Source organism: Bacillus sp. FSL E2-8900, from assembly GCF_037966225.1.
GTDB lineage: Bacteria > Bacillota > Bacilli > Bacillales > Bacillaceae_G > Bacillus_A > Bacillus_A cereus.
Genome location: NZ_CP150193.1, coordinates 1,981,533 through 2,000,608 on the forward strand (window position 1 = coordinate 1,981,533; position 19,076 = coordinate 2,000,608).

A 19,076-nucleotide genomic window follows, 5' to 3' on the forward strand; every position below is an offset into this window, starting at 1 on the left:
TTTTTTGGAGGAAATTATGTTTGATCCAACTGCTTTTGACAATTTAAAAGTAATCGTAGAAGGTGCTGTGTATGATTTTGATCTACATGGAGATATTCTTGTAACAGATCGAAAAGATATGATGGATCTTGCTTCATTAAGTCGTATATATCATATCTCATTTCAATTAACAGAACCGTTTGAACCATTAGTAGAAGCAACATTTTCATTATCTGTGGATGCAAAGAACTTGTCTGGTGAAATACTAGAAGTGCCTCAGTTTACACCAGGTTGTGAAATGAAGCTAGCATTTTCATTCCCGTTAGAACAACCAGAAGTAAAATGCGAAGAAATTGAAACATTAATGCGTTCTATATGGGGAAAAGAAAGAATGATTATGCAGAAAGTTTCATACGAATATAATAAGCAAGCGATTTCATATCATAATAAGGTAGAGGTTCTATTTCAAAAAGCGATTACAGAAGACCATGTTGATGATTTAATAGCTGTTATTTCACACATGATAGAAACGGTGCGAACAATACAGCATTTTCTTCAAAAATAGAGATAAAGGAGAAAAACAAATGATAAAAGATATGCAACCATTTTTACAACAAGCTTGGGAGAAGGCTGGTTTTAAAGAGTTAACTGAAATTCAAAAACAAGCGATTCCAACTATTTTAGAAGGACAAGACGTTATAGCTGAATCTCCAACTGGAACAGGAAAAACATTAGCGTACTTATTACCCCTTTTACATAAAATTAATCCTGAAGTAAAACAGCCACAAGTTGTTGTTTTAGCGCCAACACGTGAACTTGTAATGCAAATTCATGAAGAGGTTCAAAAGTTTACAGCAGGAACTGAAATTTCAGGTGCATCTTTAATTGGTGGTGCAGATATTAAGCGCCAAGTTGAAAAATTAAAGAAACACCCAAGAGTAATTGTCGGTTCACCAGGCCGTATTTTAGAATTAATTCGTATGAAAAAGCTAAAAATGCATGAAGTAAAAACAATTGTATTTGATGAGTTTGATCAAATTGTAAAGCAAAAAATGATGGGCGCAGTGCAAGATGTAATTAAATCAACGATGCGCGATCGTCAATTAGTATTCTTCTCGGCGACAATGACAAAAGCGGCAGAAGATGCGGCACGTGATTTAGCAGTGGAACCACAATTAGTACGTGTAACACGTGCAGAATCAAAAAGCTTAGTTGAGCATACGTATATCATTTGTGAGCGACGCGAAAAAAATGATTACGTAAGAAGAATTATGCATATGGGCGATGTAAAAGCAGTTGCGTTCTTAAACGACCCATTCCGTTTAGATGAAATTACTGAGAAATTGAAATTCCGTAAAATGAAAGCAGCAGCTCTTCATGCAGAAGCAAGTAAACAAGAGCGTGAAGCGACAATGCGTGCTTTCCGCGGAGGGAAATTAGAAATTCTACTTGCTACTGATATTGCAGCACGCGGTATCGATATTGACGATTTAACACACGTAATTCATTTAGAGTTACCAGACACAGTAGACCAATATATTCACCGCTCAGGACGTACTGGACGTATGGGTAAAGAAGGAACTGTCGTGTCTCTTGTAACACCACAAGAAGAGCGTAAATTACTACAATTTGCGAAAAAACTAGGCATCGTATTTACGAAGCAAGAAATGTTCAAGGGATCATTTGTAGAAACGAAACCGAAAGCACCAAAGAAAAAGAAACCAGCATTTACTGGGAAGAAAAAGCCTAGATAAATGATAGGGAAGGCGTAACTATTTGTAGTTACGTCTTTTTTGTTTGTAAACAAGCGATAATGGGAATTGTATTAGTGTTTTTAATGTGCCTATCATATATATGCTTCTACTGGGAGTATCGAAAAAAGGGTAGTTTATTTATTTGGTTTATACGAGGAAATAATATAAAAAAAGTCGAATATTAAACTGACACGAAATAATAAAAAGAAGGTACACATATGGATAGGAAATTAGGAATGTTTTTAAATACGAAACATATTGAAGTAAACGAAGGAATACAAAAAGCAAGGGAATGGGATTTAGAATATATTCAATTATATGCTATGAATCCGACTTTCAACTTAGCTAACATCTCAAAGATACAATGGAATACATTAAAAGAAAACTTATCTTTTAATGAGATTCAAGTCCCATCATTAGCAATTAGCTTCGGAGAAAATGGAATAATAGGAACTGAAGCTGAATGTGTAATAGAGAGTTTTAAATATATTACTGATAAAGGGTTAGGGTTAGGAGCTAACGTAGTAACAGCCCATATTGGGAAAATCCCTGATGATGAAAATAGTGAGTACTATGATAAAATGCTACGTGTTTGTTATGAGATAGGGGAATTAGCGTTCAAATTTGGAGGATTCTTCGCCATTGAGACGGGATCTGAAAAAGCAATAGTATTAAAACGATTTTTAGAAACTGCAAACTCGAAAGGACTAGCTGTTAACTTTGACCCAGCAAATTTAATAAGTGATGTAAATGAAAATCCGGGAGAAGGTTTATTACTATTAAAAGATTATATAGTACAAACTCATATTAAAGATTGTAAAGAAGTGAAAAGTGATCGTTCAACTAAGTATATAGAAGTCGCAGCAGGGAATGGTGAAGTAGATTTCGATATATTCTTCAAAGTATTAGATAAAATTGGATTCGACGGATATAACATGATTGAAAGAAATGATTATTTTGATGAACTGGATGGGATGAGTCAGTCGATAAATTTTGCAAAGAAGTACATACCAACTCAAAAGGAATAACGATAGCATCTATAGAAAGTTACATAGAATATAAAAACAATAGGAGGAATACAAATGATTCATAAGGTCGGACAAATTATGTTATATGTAAATAATCAAGATGAGGCAGTAAATTTTTGGACGGAAAAGGTAGGGTTTCATGTAGTTGCAGAGGAAGATAATAAGCAAGGAATGAGATGGATTGAAATCGCTCCGAAAAGCGGTGCGGAAACGAGCATTATATTACATAATAAAGAAGTTATTTCGAAAATGAGCCCAGAATTGAATCTTGATACACCGTCTTTAATGTTCTTCTCAGAAAATCTTGATCAACTATATACAGATTTAACAAATAAAAATGTTACTGTTGGAGAAATGGTAACTATGCCTTCTGGTAAAGTGTTTAACTTTGCTGATAGCGAAGGGAATTATTTTGCGGTTATGGAGAAGAACCAATAATAATATTGCTATGTGAAAATCCCCCTCAAATATATTTGAAGGGGATTAAATTTTTGAAGTGGATTTTTCATTAGAGAGTTGTTTAATAAAAAATACTCCTTTTTCAATAGCTGTCTCAATATAGCCAACAATTTGGTCAAACGTAAATACTTGTAAGTCTTCATGCAAGTGTTGCTTTGGATATAACATATCTTCAAAAAGATACTTTCGAAATTCTAAAACGTTTTCTTTAGAAACCTCTTCAATATCCACAATGTGAGCCTCTTGATTGAGAAGAGAGAAAAGCTGTTGTTCTTGATCGTAATGATGAAGCAACTTTGCATTTAACAATTTAAAATCGTTATAGTACAGGGGTGCGATAGTTTCGTCATTCTCTATTCTATTTTTTAGCCAAGGTAGAAAAAATCCACTTAGCCAATTATCATCGGCAATGAGGTGGGTATAATAGCCTAAAATAAATGGGGAATCTATATGTGATTCATATTTATGAAAAAATGAATCATAATCTATTCTTCTCGTATAGTTCTTCGTTGTACCGTCATAAAAATGTGAGGTTCCTTTTTCTTTTTTTGAATGAACAGCATCAGGGGCTACAGCTCCAAGTAAGAAAGAAGTCTTATCGTGAATAGATAGTTTCTCAGCAATACCGTTAGCGATAATAACATGCATAATTCGTGATCCCATGAATGCCACCTCTGTTTCCAGTATTCATTTCAGGAAGAGGACTGAACAGTTAGTATTACTTTCCCTGTACTTTTTCTACTTTCGACCCATTCATGTGCTTTCCCTGCATCTTGAAGTGGAAAAGATTTCGTAGCCTTAATTTGTAAACGTCCGTCACGCAAATAACGGAAAACTTCATTTGCAGTTTCTTGGAGCAGTTCAGGACGCTTTTTTCGTGTGGTTCCAAAGCTAAAACCGAGTATAGAGCGGCAACTTGCATGTAAATCTTTCGTTTGAAAGTTACCAATTTCACCGCTAGCATTACCGAAATGAACGAGGCGACCGTAAAAAGCAAGGCAGTTTAAACTTCTTTCAGAAACAGTTCCAGAAATAGAGTCCAAAATAATATTCACTCCTTCTCCGTTTGTCAGCTCATTGACTTTCTCTACAAAATCTTCAGTTTGATGACAAATAACATAATCAGCTCCAGCATCTAAAGCGATTTTTCTTTTCGTTTCACTTCCGATAGTACCGATAACTGTTCTAGCCCCTAATAGTTTTGCAAATTGAATTGCGGTAGTACCAATCCCGCCAGCAGCTGCATGAATGAGTACAGATTCACCTTTTTGAATCCTTGCAACATTTGCGAGTAAATTATAGCTTGTAAAAGATACGATCGGACAAGCGGCTGCAGTGTGAAAGTCAACTTCATGGGGTAATACGAAAGTAAGATTTTCATTTGCAACAACGTATTCTGCGTAAGATCCATTTTGAGGAAAAGCAATGACACGTTGTCCAGGGTGAATATTTTTCACATGAGAACCGACACGTTCTACAATACCAGTGGCATCTATACCTGGAATAAAAGGTAGTGCTTTATTTCCTTTTTTACCATAACGTGATTTAATATCAGCGAAATTTACACTAGTAGCAACTACGCGAATTAAAACTTGATCTTCTGAAATAGCCGGTATATCAAAATCTGTATATTTCATCACTTCAGGACCACCGAACGACGTTACAACGATAGCTTTCATTATATGTCCTCCTAAATTTGACTATATAAATTATTTTAAATCTTTATCAGAAATTGGAAAATTATATAATAGTTATGTGTGGTTATAAGTGAAGCTTATGAACTCAGTGGATCATTATATTAATTTATATAAAAAACTTTTTCGGAAAAATCGAACGAAATATGAATTACCTGCCAATATATAGTGTAAGACAAAGGAGGGCTGGAATATGAAGGATGAAATAGATTACGCACATTTAATTCAATTAACTTTATCAGGCAATAAAGAAGCGTATAGCGAATTGTATGATGTAACGATTCAAGAAGTATATAAAACAGCACATTTTTTAATTGAAGATAAAACGGATGTAGATGATGTCGTTCAAGAAGTATACATACAGCTATATGAATCGCTTCGTAAATATGATAGCGAGAAGCCATTTCGCCCTTGGCTAATTGGGCTTGCGATTAAACAAATTCATTCTTATAGAAGAAAGAGGTGGATGCGACTACGAATTATAAAAAAAGCAGAAGAGCAAAGAAAGCCAGTGCAAATTGATTTTTCTAACGATGTTGTAAGTAAAATATCAAACCAAAAACTAATCGAACTCATTCATAAATTACCGTATAAATTGAAACAAGTTATTATCTTAAGATACTTACACGATTATTCACAAGAAGAAGTAGCACAAATATTACATATTCCAATCGGTACAGTGAAATCTAGAATTCATGCGGCATTAAAGAAACTACGTCAAAAAGAGCAAGTAGAAGAAATTTTTTTAGGAGAGGTAGGGAATGTGAAATGAGTTTAGATTGTAGAGTTAGGGAATCTATACAAGAAGAAGCAAAGGGTATTGTTGCCCCGCCGGATTTAAAAGAAAAAGTAATCGTGCAAATAAAAATGAAGCACGGCGAGAGTAAGAGGAAGAAACGCCTTATCGCAGGAGTACTTGCAGCAGCTCTTTTAATCCCGACGACAGGTTTTGCGTATCAATCTATTATGGCGGATGGTATATATGGATCTTTTGAGAATTTAAAAAAACATGCCGGAGCAATGACATTAGAAACGTATATGCGTTTTAATGCAAAATTATCAGAAGCGAAAGATGAAATGGGCACGAAGGAATATGAGGAGTTTACAAAAGAACTAAAAAAATTAACAAATGCAAAGCTTGCGTACGGAGATTCGAATGGTAATATAGATTATGATCAATTATCACCAGCAAAAAGAGAAGAAATGAAAAAGGTAAGTATGGGTCTTCAGCCATACTTTGATAAATTAAATGGTCATAAGTCTAGTAAAGAAGTATTAACACAAAAAGAGTTTGACCGTTATGTGGAAGCTTTAATGACATATGAAATCGTACAAGTGAAGACAAAATCAACTGGTGGGATGAAAGTAGAAGAAGTACCTGAGGCGTACAAAGAAAGATTTATTCAAGCGGAGCAGTTTATGGAGTATGTAGATGAAAAGGTGAGATAAGTAAAAAGCTCAATGCTTTAGCTTTGAGCTTTTTTATTAAAACAAAAAAAGAGTGTTCAATTATATTTTTTCATATTTGCAGTATCTTTTTGTATAAAACAATCTAAAAGTGAATAACCAGCTATTAAACTAATTATAGTAACAAAAGTTGTATTTATTAGAATAATATTAACTAAATAAGGTAGGTATTCTGCAAGTGGTGAAAAGAGTAGTGCTGGGGAAAAGGAAATGAATAGTGTAGGCACTGTAATAGCAATAAATTTATCCGGTTGAAAGCTCCAGTTTTGTTTACTTGTTTCGCGATTAATAGATTGAAGGAATCGTAATAAAATGCCAACTATAAGAGGGAAGAGTGTAAAGTAGAATAATCTTGGATAAACGTTAAAGTTCACTTGCGTGTCTGTATCTAAATAAAATTGAATTTTTACTCCTACAAATAATAATAAGACGATAAATAATGTAAAGCAGAGGTATAGCATCAATTTTTGCATTATATTCCACCATCCTTTACTCAAAATATATTCAAAAAAAGAAGAGATATACAATAACTACTGTTGTATATCTCTTCTTTTACTGTTAGTTAATAGTGGAGTTTGCTTTTTCTTGCTTCGTGAAATAATCAATAATGCCCATTGCGCTAATTTCTATATCTAAATGTAAAATATTATAAACGGAATGATCTGATGGAACGTTTAACTTTGTAAGATGAGAAGAGATTTTATCCATTAACAAAGTTTGTAAAGCTTTAGTCGCTTCATCGAAATCATTATACTTGTCAAAGACTTCCTTACCAGTCTGAACGAAAATAGGTAGCCAATGTTCCAATTGATTGTATACTTCTGTAACATGAGAGGATGCGCCGTAATGACCGAAATAAATAGTATCTACATTCATGCTTTGAATGTGATTTTTAGAAGCAATCATCGCATCTGGTTGGAATTGTGAAGGGGACGTTGATGGTAGATATAACTCTACATCAACGTCTGCGAGTTCTCTATAATAAATTCCAATTGTATCGCCAGTAAAAATCCCGTTTGTTAATGAATCGTGAATGCTAATATGGTGCTTCGCATGTCCTGGTGTATCATAAAATGTAAGGGTGCGGTCTTTTGCAATTTTTAACGTATCACCATGTTGTACAATATGAACACGTTCTTCTTCAATTGGAAGAATTGGGTCAAAGAGTTTATCGAAATCTTCTTTGTAGACAGCTTTTGCACCTAAAATAAGTTTTGTTGGATCAATCATATGACGAGCACCACGAGAATGCACATATAAAGTAGCATTTGGGCACTTTTCCATCATTAAACCAGCAGCCCCTGCGTGATCTAAATGAACGTGTGTAACGATAATGTTTTTAACTGCGTTTAAATCAATATGTAATTGTTGTAAGCCTTCTAAAATATACGGAAGAGAAGGGGCTGCACAAGTTTCAATTAAAGTAATATCGTCACCTAATAAAACGTACGTACCAGTTCGTTCATTATGTTGTAAATCGAAATCATCAATCAGATATAGGTGAGAAGATAATTGCTCTACTTTTTTCATATTTACCACTCCTTATATACTGCATGTTTCTATTATACGCTAAAATAGAAAAAAGGCAGAAAACGAAGCTCGTCTTCTGCCTTTTTGTAATATTATTATTTCGTTTGTTGTTTATTAATAGACATAATGAACAGTCCAACAATCCCGCCTACTAATGGAAGCATAATTTCTCCTGCTAAATTAAAGTAGGAGCTTAAGAATAAACCATTTACATCGATTACCCAGCCAGTAACATACAATAACATCATATATAGTACGAAATAAAACTCGCGATTTGAAATCGTTTCATGTTGTGCAGTTTTCATAATGGACACCATCCTTTTCTTTTATAATGGAATATAAACTGTCACATTTTGTTCACATTTCAATTGTAAAACTTTCCATCATAAAAGTCTAGTAGTATGTGTCGAATTTTGAACGAAAATAAAGCGCTATCATTATATCTTATAAGTACGTAATAAGAGATGTATATTCACGAATGTAGTATAGTATAAACATAGAATGATAGTGAAGAGAGGGGCAAAGACAATGACAGTTTATGATTTTTCAGCTAAAACAATTACCGGTGAAGAAAAATCGTTAAAAGATTACGAAGGAAAAGCACTTCTTATTGTAAATGTAGCTAGTAAATGTGGTTTCACACCGCAATATAAAGGATTACAAGAGGTGTATGATAAATATAAAGACCAAGGACTTGAAATACTCGGATTCCCTTGTAACCAATTTGGAGGACAAGAACCAGGTACAGAAGCGGATATTACTAGTTTTTGTGAATTAAACTACGGTGTAAACTTCCCAATGTTTGCAAAGGTTGATGTGAAAGGTGATAAGGCTCATCCTTTATATACATACATGACAGAACAAGCACCAGGTTTACTCGGTATGAAAGCAGTGAAATGGAATTTTACGAAGTTTTTAATTGGAAAAGACGGGAAAGTAGTAGGGCGTTTTGCGCCACAGACGAAGCCGGTAGATTTAGAGGTTGAGATTGAGAAGGTACTTGGAGAATAATTAGGAGTTTCACTTTATTAAAAAACGTCTCAAAGAACAATGTAGTTCTTTGAGACGTTTTCTTTAAACTTACATTTTCAAGATTAAATTACTGTATCAAAGCCATCTGATTTAGGTAGAGAAGCTGCTTTTTTCATAAGCACTTCCCATAAGTGTACGGATTTCTTCCATTCTGCTGCAGCCTGCCCCTGTTTATACATAGCGTTCTCATAACTGGCAGTAAGTTGTTGCATATCGGCCGAGTTGTAAAGTGTATCGATATGGAGAGCGTATTCTCGGAATGTTTGACTTTCACCCCGTGGTATGCCAATTCTTGCAAATTGTTTTAAAAGTGCACCGTAAGCTTTTTGATAAACAGCATCATTTTTTCGGTATTTATAGAAATGAATAATAAGAAATGTCCTCCATATCATTCTAGTGGTGAAGAGAATGTATCCCATAATACTAATTAGTATCGTAGAGAGGAATACGTACCACCAAGAAAAACTAGTTTGAGAATTTGTGACCTTTTTAGTAGAAGCTTCTTCTGTATTTTTTATTAAACTTTTAAGTTTTGCTTCATTATTTCGTTGTTGTATTTGCGTGTTATTAGAATTATTTGCTTCGCTATTTTGTGAAATAGGAGCAGGCGTATTATTTATAAAATTATAGGGATTAGTAAATCCTTTTGTTGGTTCGAATGGAATCCATCCGTATCCTGGGAAATATACTTCGACCCAAGAGTGTGCGTTATCGTTCGTGATTGTATAAACATCCTCACCTTCTGCAGAGGCAAGTGTATTGTCAAGAGTTCCTTCTGTATAGCCTTTTACCCAGCGAGCAGGAATCCCGGCAGAACGAAGTAGTACAATCATAGACGTCGAAAAATTATTACAGTAGCCGCTTTTTGTATCGAAAAGGAATTGATCTACATAATCTTGGCTTTTGGCAGGGAATAAGACATTCGTTGATTCGTATGTAAAAGAGTTGTCTGTAAAGTAATTTTCAATAGCTAATACTTTATCATATCGGTTGTCTTTATCATTTGTAAGATTGACAGCCAAGTCTTTTACGCGCTGTGGTAATGACTTGGGAAGTTGTGTGTACTTTGTCATAAAATAAGGATTTGTTTCTTGACCTTCATTTGTTTTTACAGCTTTCAAGTTTTCTATGGAAAACTCAGGGATCTCATATGTTACTTTATACGAATGTAAAGTAGTAGAAGAGTCTCCATTCATTGTATAAATTTTTTCTGAAAACGGGTCAACACTGTATGATACATCAGAAGCAGCCTCAACTGATACTAATCCTGCTGGATAGGTAAGGTGAGGATAACTTTTTTGCATGGTAATTGTTGCCTCAGTCGTTTTCATTTTTGTATTTTGTTCGTACCAGCTTACGACGTCGTTTTTATTTTTAAAAGAAATCTTTTTCGGATTTTCAGAAATTTCCCAGCCTTTTCCTGTATAAAAATCTTTTGTTTCTACTCTCCAATATTGTTTGTTTTGCGTTCGTGCTGTGAAAACAACTGTAGGATCCGCCTTAAAAGGACCGCCTAATCGCGAGTCATCTAAACCATACCCAATTGTAGAAACTTTTTGTTCTTTACTTGCTTCAGATGTGTTGAATTTTAAAAAATCCATTGGGTTTGGCCATTGAGGGCCAAATTTTGGAGCAAAGTATGCAATGGTTGCTAATAATACGATAAATATTGTAAGTGGTCTAAGTAATTTTGAGATTTCTCTAGCATAATTTTGTAAGTGTTCACGTTCTTTTATTCGTTCTACTTGAAGAAGACTAAGCATAAAAAAGCCGATGACAACAGTACGAATAATAGCGTAGTTTGCATTGTATAAATGTAAGTTATGAAAAGTTGCGATATAAATAATAGTCAATACAAGGAATAGAAACCCACGTTTTTTATGAATAATCCAAAATGAAGTGAAAGAACTCAAAAACCAAAATGAGAGAAAAAATAAAACCGTCGGAAAAACTGGAGAAATATCTAGTAAATTCCCTTGGAAAAACAGGGAGGAATTTCGAAACATATCAGAAAAGAATGTTGTTAGCCAAGATGGATTTATAAAAGCATTTTTATAATATAGGGAATGAATGATAAATAAGACTGTGACAATTTTTATAGGAATCTGCCACCTCGTTTGAAAAAAAGAGAGAGCGAAGCAAATTCCTATAAATGTTACGAAAATATCTAATCTACCTACATTTGTAATACCTATAAGAGGTCTTAGCCATTCTAGTAAAAGAAGAAATACACATGCATGCATGAAGAATCTGTTCGTATCCCACTTGTATTTTGCTTGTAATATCATCATTTGTTCACCTCAAAAAACACGTTTGTATACCGGTTTTCATAAACCGTGTTTACAAATATTTGTCGTTTTTTTAGAGTTTCTAGTATACTGAGTTCTCGGTGTGAAAGTTGATTCGCTTTTTCTTTCACGACAAAAACCATACATTTTCTATTTCTTATAGCAGCACAATCAGCCGCCTTTTGAATATCGGGAGAAAGATTACTGGTCACGAGTATAACCGTGACGGGCTCATAAATTTTTCTTAGTTCCATGTCTACACTCTGGGAGAGCGGGAATACACTGTCTGCTTGCACTTTTGCTAAATGACAAAGGATTTGTTGTAACTGCGTATCTCCATTGTCTAAAGGGAAGATAGTTTGTTCTTTTCCGATAGACACGAATGATGCTGGTGAATTTTGTTTCAAGACAGCCCTTACGATAGAGGCAGTAAATGTGACGACTGATTCGAATAGAGGAGACTCGGTTCTGTCTATGAATATCATGACATTATGGCTGCGCTGCTGTTCAAACTCTTTTGTCATAATATTGTTTGTTCGTGCAGTTGCTTTCCAATCAATCCATGAAAAGCGATCACCAGGTTTATAGTCTCTGACACCGACAGAGATTGTAGAGTCTTTTGCTGAATTTATATTTGCTGAAAGCGCTCCTTGTTCGAAATGATTTTCCAATTGTCGATATGCTATATCTACATACTGGGGATAGACTAAAAATGTATCTGGAACTGAAAAAGTTACTTCTTTCTCTATCATGCCGAATAAATCGCCGGTTTTGACACGAACGCTTGAAAAAGTGTGCTCGCCTCTAGGGATTGTGTCAATAACATATTGAAACGAAATATTTCGTTTCAATCCTGGGAAGAGTACTACCTTATTCATCTTTGTTTGTTTACAACTTATAAATTGTGGTGGCAGTTCATCTTCTATAACTAAATAAAGTAAGGGAAAAGGAAATTTTCTTTTTATTGTAATCGTGCTTACAAATTGTTCTCCTACTACATATCCATTCTGGTTTGTTATTCGCTTTACTTCAGCGTCCCGTAAAGCGTAGAAGGGGAGTAGTAGCGAATAAAGAGCAATGGGAATTATGCTGTAAAACAAAAACCAACTGACAAACCCGCCTTGAAACATAGCGTACATAAATGTTAAGACTAGGCATAAAGGGAGTAGCAATAACTTCATAACGTGATATAGCGCTCGCAGCATTCGTTTCATCAAGGGTTCATCGTCCTTTGAGTAGGCACGGTAGTTCGTGCAACGATTTTTCCGATAACTTGTTCTCCTGTTATTCCTTCAAATTTTGCTTCCATTTTTAGAATGAGTCTATGTGCTAAAACGTAAGGAGCTAAAAATTTAACATCGTCTGGAATAACATAATTCCTGCCATGGATAAATGCATAAGCTTGTGAAGCTTTCATTAAAGCAATCGAGCCACGTGGACTTGCACCTAACTGTATAGAACTGTACGTACGAGTCTGATTAACAAGCTTTACAATGTAATGCTTAATTGCTTTGTCCATACTTACTACCCGTACGCTTTGTTGTAAATAAATTAATTCTTCTATTGTAGTAATGGTCTGTAATTGAGAGAGTGGATTTGTTTTTTCCATCCGGTTTAAAATTTCAAATTCTTCCTCTGGTGTAGGATATCCCATTTTTAGTTTCAATAAGAAACGATCGAGCTGAGCTTCTGGTAGAGAATATGTTCCTTCATATTCGACCGGATTTTGTGTAGCCATGACAAAGAACGGTTTTGGTAAAGGTCTTGTAATGCCATCTATTGTAATATTGCCTTCTTCCATACATTCAAGTAAAGCAGATTGTGTCTTTGGAGATGTACGATTAATTTCATCAGCAAGTACAAAATTCCCCATAATTGGTCCAGGCTTGAACTCAAATTGGAGCTCTTTCGGATTATAAATAGAAACTCCTGTTACATCTGACGGCAATAAATCAGGTGTAAATTGAATTCGCTTATAATCAGCATCAATGGATTTAGAAAGAGCACGTACTAGCATTGTTTTCCCGACACCAGGAACATCTTCTAATAGCACATGACCTTCAGCTAAGAGAGCTGTCAAAGCTAAGATTGTTTCTTTTCGTTTTCCGACCATTATTTTTTCAATATTATTGATTATTTTTTCTACAGTGGGATGTAATGAATCAAGCTGGGGCATCGTAATCCTCCTAATGATATTATCGTTTTCTAATCAATTTAGTGGACATATTTCTAATTCTATATGTAGATAGTAAAAGGTCTACCTTAAATTCTAAGAATATTCAGATTATTTATTTCGATTACATCTAGTATAATTGTTTCCGTAACTAAGGGCAATACAGTAAATAATGATTTGTAGTTTTATGTAAAATCAGACTCAATATAAAATAATAACATTGGGAAAAATTTTTTTACATACAATTTATACTCTTTTCCTTATGGCAGTTTTGAAATAATATCAAAACTCTTTTTCTTTTGCAAAATAGTCGATACCTCAAAATAGCATTCTCCTAATAATTAAGATTAACCATAATCTTCACAACGGAACAAAAGATTTTCTCACAAACTTATTTTCTACTGAATTTTTGACAATCTCTTGAACTGTGCGAAATGTCACATCTGTATTTTACAACCTCTCTTATAGTAAGGGTATGTAAGAGAGACGTATTAAAGGAGTGAACAGTATGAAGAAAAAAACTTCAGCACTAATGAGACGTTTAAAATATTTTTCGCCAATAGATCGTTATAACGATAATCATACACAAGAAACATATGAAGATCGCGAATGGGAAAATGTGTACAGAAAGCGTTGGCAGCATGATAAAGTAATTCGTTCTACACACGGCGTGAACTGTACTGGTTCATGTAGCTGGAATATATATGTGAAAGATGGAATTGTAACTTGGGAAGGGCAGGAGCTTAACTATCCGACTACAGGTCCTGATATGCCAGATTTTGAACCGCGAGGATGCCCACGTGGAGCAAGTTTTTCTTGGTACATTTATAGTCCACTTCGTGTGAAATACCCGTATGTACGTGGTGTTCTTTGGAATATGTGGCAAGAAGAATTGCAAAATAACGAGTCACCATTAGAGGCTTGGAAAAGCATTGTGGAAAACCGTGAAAAGGCACGTACGTATAAGCAGGCGCGTGGTAAAGGGGGATTCATTCGTGCGAATTGGGATGAAGTGTTACAACTCGTTTCAGCTTCATTACTGTACACAGTAATGAAATACGGTCCAGACCGAAATGTTGGCTTTTCACCAATTCCAGCTATGTCGATGTTAAGTCATGCTGCAGGCAGCCGCTTTATGCAACTTATGGGTGGGCCGATGCTTAGTTTCTATGATTGGTACGCAGATTTACCACCAGCTTCTCCGCAAATTTGGGGCGATCAAACAGACGTACCAGAAAGTAGTGACTGGTATAACTCTGGTTACATTATGACATGGGGTTCAAATGTACCGATGACGAGAACACCAGATGCTCACTTTTTAGCAGAGGTTCGATATAAAGGAACGAAAGTCGTTTCTGTCAGTCCTGACTTCGCTGAATCTACAAAGTTTGCGGATGATTGGATTAGTGTGAAACAAGGTACAGATGGTGCACTTGCGATGGCAATGGGGCATGTGATTTTACAAGAGTTTTACGTAGATAATCAAGTGGAATATTTCACAAAGTATGCGAAGCAATATACTGATTTTCCTTTCTTTGTCACATTGAAACAAAAAGGAGATCAATTCGTTGCTGATCGTTTCTTAAACGCTGCTGATATTGGACGCGAAACGAAGTTAGGAGAATGGAAACCTGTTCTTTGGAACGAGAACACGAATGATTTTGCAACACCTCATGGCACAATGGGCTCACGTTGGGATAACGAAAAGAAATGGAACTTGCGTTTAGAAGATGAAGAAACAGGTGAAAAGATTGATCCACGTCTTTCTTTACTTGGAATGGAAGAATCGATTGGAACTGTACAAATTCCGTACTTCTCTGATGATGGAAACAAAGTATTAGAACGTACAATTCCAGTGAAAAAGGTTATGACAGAAGAAGGCGAAGTGTTCGTTACAACTGTATACGACTTAACGTTAGCAAATTACGGTGTGAACCGAGGGCTTGGCGGACAAGAGCCGAAAGACTTCAATGATGACGTTCCGTTTACACCTGCATGGCAAGAGAAAATGACAGGAGTAAAACGTGAGCTTATTATTCAAATCGCTCGTGAGTTCGCACAAAATGCTGTTGATACGAACGGTCGCTCAATGATTATTGTCGGAGCTGGTATTAACCATTGGTTTAACTCTGATACGATTTATCGCGCCGTTTTAAATCTTGTACTTCTCGTTGGGGCACAAGGTGTAAACGGCGGTGGCTGGGCGCATTACGTTGGGCAAGAAAAATTACGACCAGCAGAAGGATGGCAAACAATCGCGATGGCAAAAGATTGGCAAGGGCCACCAAAATTACAAAATGGTACATCTTTCTTCTATTTCGTAACAGATCAATGGCGCTATGAAGATACACCAGTTGGACATTTAGCATCACCAGTGGAAGGAAACTCTCGTTATCAACATCACGGTGATTACAATGTATTAGCAGCACGACTCGGCTGGTTACCTTCTTATCCTACATTTGAGAAAAATGGAATTGAACTATATAAAGAAGCTGTTGCTGCTGGTGCAACAACACAAGAAGAAATCGGAAAATACGTTGCACAAAAACTAAAAGAAAAAGAACTGAAATTTGCAATTGAAGATCCAGATAACAAAAATAACTTCCCGCGCAACTTATTCGTATGGCGTGCGAACTTAATTTCAAGTTCCGGTAAAGGGCACGAATATTTCTTAAAACATTTACTAGGTACAACAAACGGATTAATGAATGACGATAGTGATTCATTACGACCAGAAGAAATTAAGTGGCATGAAGAAGCACCAGAAGGGAAGCTTGATTTACTCATTAATTTAGATTTCCGTATGGCTGGAACAGCACTGTATTCTGATATTGTATTACCAGCTTCAACTTGGTACGAAAAACATGATTTAAGTAGTACAGATATGCATCCATTTGTGCATCCTTTTAATCCAGCAATCGGTTCACCGTGGGAAGCACGCTCTGACTGGGATATTTTCACTTCACTTTCTAAAGCTGTGTCAGATTTAGCGAAGAAAATTGATCTTGAACCAATGAAAGAAGTTGTTGCAACACCACTTCTTCATGATACACCGCAAGAATTAGCGCAACCACTTGGCAAGATTAAAGATTGGAGTAAAGGTGAATGTGAACCAATCCCGGGTAAAACGATGCCACAAATTCATGTTGTCGAAAGAGATTATAAAACGATTTATGACAAAATGACTGCGCTTGGACCGAATGTCGGAAAACAACCGATTGGTACGAAAGGGATCTCTTGGTCTGCGGAAAAAGAATATGAGCAACTAAAGAGCCGATTAGGAGTTGTTCGAACGGATTCTATCGCGAAAGGTTGCCCAGACATTAAAGAAGCAATCAATGCTGCTGAAGCGGTATTAACACTATCTTCTACAACAAACGGTCATATGGCAGTAAAAGCATGGGAAGCACTTGAAAAACAAACAGATCTAAAATTACGTGATTTAGCAGAAGAACGTGAAGAGGAATGCTTCACATTCGAACAAATTACAGCACAGCCGAAAACAGTAATTACTTCTCCAGCATTTACAGGTTCAGAAAAAGGTGGACGCCGTTACTCACCGTTTACAACAAATGTGGAACGTCTTATCCCTTGGAGAACGATAACTGGTCGACAATCTTTCTACTTAGACCATGACATGATGAAAGAATTTGGTGAAACGATGGCAACATTTAAACCAATTCTGCAACATAAACCGTTCCGTAAATCACGGCCCGAAGTAGAAGGGAAAGAGATTACACTAAACTATTTAACACCGCATAATAAGTGGTCGATTCATAGTATGTACTTCGATTCATTACCGATGTTAACGCTATTTAGAGGTGGTCCAACTGTTTGGATGAATAAAGAGGACGCTGCTGAAGCGGGTGTTGCAGATAATGATTGGATTGAGTGCTTTAATCGTAACGGTGTTGTTGTAGCGCGTGCTGTTGTAACGCACCGTATACCGAGAGGAATGGCGTTTATGCACCATGCGCAAGATCGTCATATAAACGTACCTGGTACGAAATTAACAAGTAACCGTGGGGGAACGCATAATAGTCCAACTCGAATTCATGTTAAACCAACACATATGATTGGTGGATACGGTCAATTAAGTTATGGATTTAACTATTATGGTCCGACTGGGAATCAGCGCGATTTAAACGTTGTAATTCGCAAACTGAAGGAGGTAGATTGGCTTGAAGATTAAAGCACAAGTCGGAATGGTAATGAACCTAGATAAATGCATCGGCTGCCATACTTGTAGCGTAACGTGCAAAAACACCTGGACAAATCGTCCAGGTGCTGAATATATGTACTTCAATAACGTAGAAACGAAACCTGGTATTGGTTATCCGAAGCAATGGGAAGATCAGGAGAAATATAAAGGCGGCTGGGAATTGAAAAATGGTGAAATTCAGCTGAAATCTGGTTCGAAAATGAAGCGTCTTATGAACATTTTCCACAATCCAGATCAACCAACAATTGATGATTACTTTGAACCTTGGAATTATGATTATGAAACATTAACAAATAGCCCACAGCGTAAGCATCAACCAGTTGCTCGTCCGAAATCAGCAATTACAGGCGAATTTATCGACAAAATTGAATGGGGTCCAAACTGGGAGGACGATTTAGCAGGCGGACATATAACAGGATTACAAGATCCGAACGTAAAAAAAATGGAAGAAGAAATTAAAACTGATTTTGAAAACGTCTTTATGATGTATTTACCACGCATATGCGAACATTGTATGAATCCATCGTGCGTATCATCTTGTCCATCTGGTGCAATGTATAAACGTGAAGAAGACGGGATTGTACTTGTGGATCAAAATGCATGTCGTGCTTGGAGATTCTGCGTATCATCTTGTCCATATAAAAAAGTGTATTTTAACTGGCAAACGAATAAAGCTGAAAAATGTACAATGTGTTTCCCACGTATTGAGGCTGGCATGCCAACAATTTGTTCAGAAACATGTGTAGGACGTATCAGATATATTGGGGTAATGCTATATGACGCTGATAAAGTAAAAGAAGCAGCGTCTGTTGAAGACGAAAAAGATTTATATGAATCTCAGCTTACTGTTTTCCTAGATCCAAATGATCCAGAAGTAGCAGCTGAAGCGAAAAAACAAGGCATTCCTGAAGAATGGATTAAAGCGGCACAACAGTCACCAATCTATAAAATGATTATCGATTGGAAAATTGCTCTACCTCTTCACCCAGAGTATCGTACAATGCCAATGGTTTGGTATATCCCGCCGCTTAGTCCAATTATGAATATGGTGGAAGGGAAAGGAAGTAACTGGCAAGCAGAAGAGATTTTCCCTGCTATCGATAATATGCGTATTCCAATTCAATATTTAGCGAATTTACTCACTGCAGGAGATGAATCACACATTCGTCTTACATTGAAGAAAATGGCTGTTATGCGAACGCATATGAGAGCGCTGCAAATTAATAAAGAGCCAAATGAAGCTGTATTAAAAGAACTTGGTTTAACAAAACAGGATGTAGAAGATATGTATCGTCTTCTTGCTATTGCGAAATATAAAGATCGCTTCGTCATTCCGGGCACTCACCGTGAACAAGTGGCAGATTTATATAGCGAACAAGGAAGCTGTGGTTTATCATTCGCAGGTGGTCCAGGCTCTTGTATGACAATTTCTTAAATAAAGGGGGCAGAA

The 19,076-nt window shown here is 36.0% G+C and carries 17 protein-coding genes; 9 read left to right on the forward strand and 8 right to left on the reverse strand.

Annotated features, from left to right (window positions below; translation table 11 throughout):
* Positions 1 to 16 precede the first annotated feature (16 nt).
* The 4 genes from NST90_RS10285 (at position 17) to NST90_RS10300 (ending at position 3,199) form a co-directional block, all read left to right on the forward strand.
* Positions 17 to 544 (forward strand): hypothetical protein, encoded by a 528-nt coding sequence (locus tag NST90_RS10285; protein WP_000460219.1) that lies wholly within the window; start codon positions 17 to 19, stop codon positions 542 to 544.
* Between the two features lie 19 nt (positions 545 to 563).
* Positions 564 to 1,733: a DEAD/DEAH box helicase gene (locus NST90_RS10290; RefSeq protein ID WP_000588613.1), complete on the forward strand. Its 1,170-nt coding sequence runs from the start codon at positions 564 to 566 to the stop codon at positions 1,731 to 1,733.
* A 218-nt stretch (positions 1,734 to 1,951) separates the two neighbouring features.
* A complete protein-coding gene (locus tag NST90_RS10295) occupies positions 1,952 to 2,761 on the forward strand; it encodes a TIM barrel protein (RefSeq protein WP_000375207.1) in 810 nt (269 codons plus the stop codon).
* A gap of 54 nt (positions 2,762 to 2,815) precedes the next feature.
* Positions 2,816 to 3,199, forward strand: coding sequence for a VOC family protein (locus tag NST90_RS10300; RefSeq protein WP_000581462.1), 384 nt, complete (start codon positions 2,816 to 2,818; stop codon positions 3,197 to 3,199).
* A 45-nt stretch (positions 3,200 to 3,244) separates the two neighbouring features.
* Here NST90_RS10300 and NST90_RS10305 read toward each other — a convergent pair whose 3' ends face one another.
* Both NST90_RS10305 and NST90_RS10310 read right to left on the reverse strand, forming a co-directional pair.
* Positions 3,245 to 3,883, reverse strand: coding sequence for a zinc dependent phospholipase C family protein (locus NST90_RS10305; RefSeq protein WP_000535624.1), 639 nt, complete (start codon positions 3,881 to 3,883; stop codon positions 3,245 to 3,247).
* 29 nt (positions 3,884 to 3,912) lie between these two features.
* Positions 3,913 to 4,899 (reverse strand): quinone oxidoreductase, encoded by a 987-nt coding sequence (locus NST90_RS10310; protein WP_000644623.1) that lies wholly within the window; start codon positions 4,897 to 4,899, stop codon positions 3,913 to 3,915.
* A gap of 208 nt (positions 4,900 to 5,107) precedes the next feature.
* Here NST90_RS10310 and NST90_RS10315 point away from each other — a divergent pair, with 208 nt between their 5' ends.
* Positions 5,108 to 5,686 carry a sigma-70 family RNA polymerase sigma factor gene (locus NST90_RS10315; protein ID WP_000650920.1) on the forward strand — a complete coding sequence of 193 codons (579 nt, stop codon included), beginning with the start codon at positions 5,108 to 5,110 and terminating at the stop codon, positions 5,684 to 5,686.
* Entirely contained in the window at positions 5,683 to 6,363 is a 681-nt protein-coding gene (locus NST90_RS10320) for a DUF3600 domain-containing protein (RefSeq protein ID WP_088859479.1), read from the forward strand. The genes NST90_RS10315 and NST90_RS10320 overlap by 4 nt, the downstream gene beginning before the upstream one ends.
* 56 nt (positions 6,364 to 6,419) lie before the next feature.
* Here NST90_RS10320 and NST90_RS10325 read toward each other — a convergent pair whose 3' ends face one another.
* The 3 genes from NST90_RS10325 to NST90_RS10335 all read right to left on the reverse strand — a co-directional run bounded on the left by NST90_RS10325 (position 6,420) and on the right by NST90_RS10335 (position 8,216).
* A complete protein-coding gene (locus NST90_RS10325) occupies positions 6,420 to 6,854 on the reverse strand; it encodes a hypothetical protein (RefSeq protein ID WP_001170917.1) in 435 nt (144 codons plus the stop codon).
* An 85-nt stretch (positions 6,855 to 6,939) separates the two neighbouring features.
* On the reverse strand, positions 6,940 to 7,911 hold the full coding sequence (locus tag NST90_RS10330; protein WP_000755000.1) for an MBL fold metallo-hydrolase: 972 nt from the start codon (positions 7,909 to 7,911) through the stop codon (positions 6,940 to 6,942).
* 95 nt (positions 7,912 to 8,006) lie between these two features.
* Positions 8,007 to 8,216, reverse strand: coding sequence for a DUF3925 domain-containing protein (locus tag NST90_RS10335; protein ID WP_000844984.1), 210 nt, complete (start codon positions 8,214 to 8,216; stop codon positions 8,007 to 8,009).
* Positions 8,217 to 8,439: 223 nt separating this feature from the next.
* On the opposite strand from NST90_RS10335, the gene bsaA reads away from it, so the two are divergent.
* On the forward strand, positions 8,440 to 8,922 hold the full coding sequence (gene bsaA, locus NST90_RS10340; protein ID WP_000219434.1) for a glutathione peroxidase: 483 nt from the start codon (positions 8,440 to 8,442) through the stop codon (positions 8,920 to 8,922).
* 83 nt (positions 8,923 to 9,005) lie between these two features.
* Here bsaA and NST90_RS10345 read toward each other — a convergent pair whose 3' ends face one another.
* Genes NST90_RS10345 through NST90_RS10355 form a run of 3 tightly spaced genes read right to left on the reverse strand, consistent with a single transcriptional unit; the run spans position 9,006 to position 13,407 of the window.
* Complete coding sequence (locus tag NST90_RS10345) at positions 9,006 to 11,234, reverse strand: transglutaminaseTgpA domain-containing protein (RefSeq protein WP_088859480.1); 2,229 nt, start codon at positions 11,232 to 11,234, stop codon at positions 9,006 to 9,008.
* Positions 11,231 to 12,445, reverse strand: coding sequence for a DUF58 domain-containing protein (locus NST90_RS10350; RefSeq protein ID WP_283748198.1), 1,215 nt, complete (start codon positions 12,443 to 12,445; stop codon positions 11,231 to 11,233). Before NST90_RS10350 ends, NST90_RS10345 begins: the two co-directional genes overlap by 4 nt.
* The gene (locus tag NST90_RS10355; RefSeq protein WP_001135807.1) at positions 12,445 to 13,407 is read right to left on the reverse strand and encodes a MoxR family ATPase; all 963 of its coding nucleotides are present in this window, start codon (positions 13,405 to 13,407) and stop codon (positions 12,445 to 12,447) included. Before NST90_RS10355 ends, NST90_RS10350 begins: the two co-directional genes overlap by 1 nt.
* Before the next feature lie 505 nt (positions 13,408 to 13,912).
* On the opposite strand from NST90_RS10355, the gene NST90_RS10360 reads away from it, so the two are divergent.
* Complete coding sequence (locus tag NST90_RS10360) at positions 13,913 to 17,596, forward strand: nitrate reductase subunit alpha (RefSeq protein ID WP_283748197.1); 3,684 nt, start codon at positions 13,913 to 13,915, stop codon at positions 17,594 to 17,596.
* On the forward strand, positions 17,586 to 19,061 hold the full coding sequence (gene narH / locus NST90_RS10365) for a nitrate reductase subunit beta (protein WP_000692671.1): 1,476 nt from the start codon (positions 17,586 to 17,588) through the stop codon (positions 19,059 to 19,061). The genes NST90_RS10360 and narH overlap by 11 nt, the downstream gene beginning before the upstream one ends.
* Positions 19,062 to 19,076 lie beyond the last annotated feature (15 nt).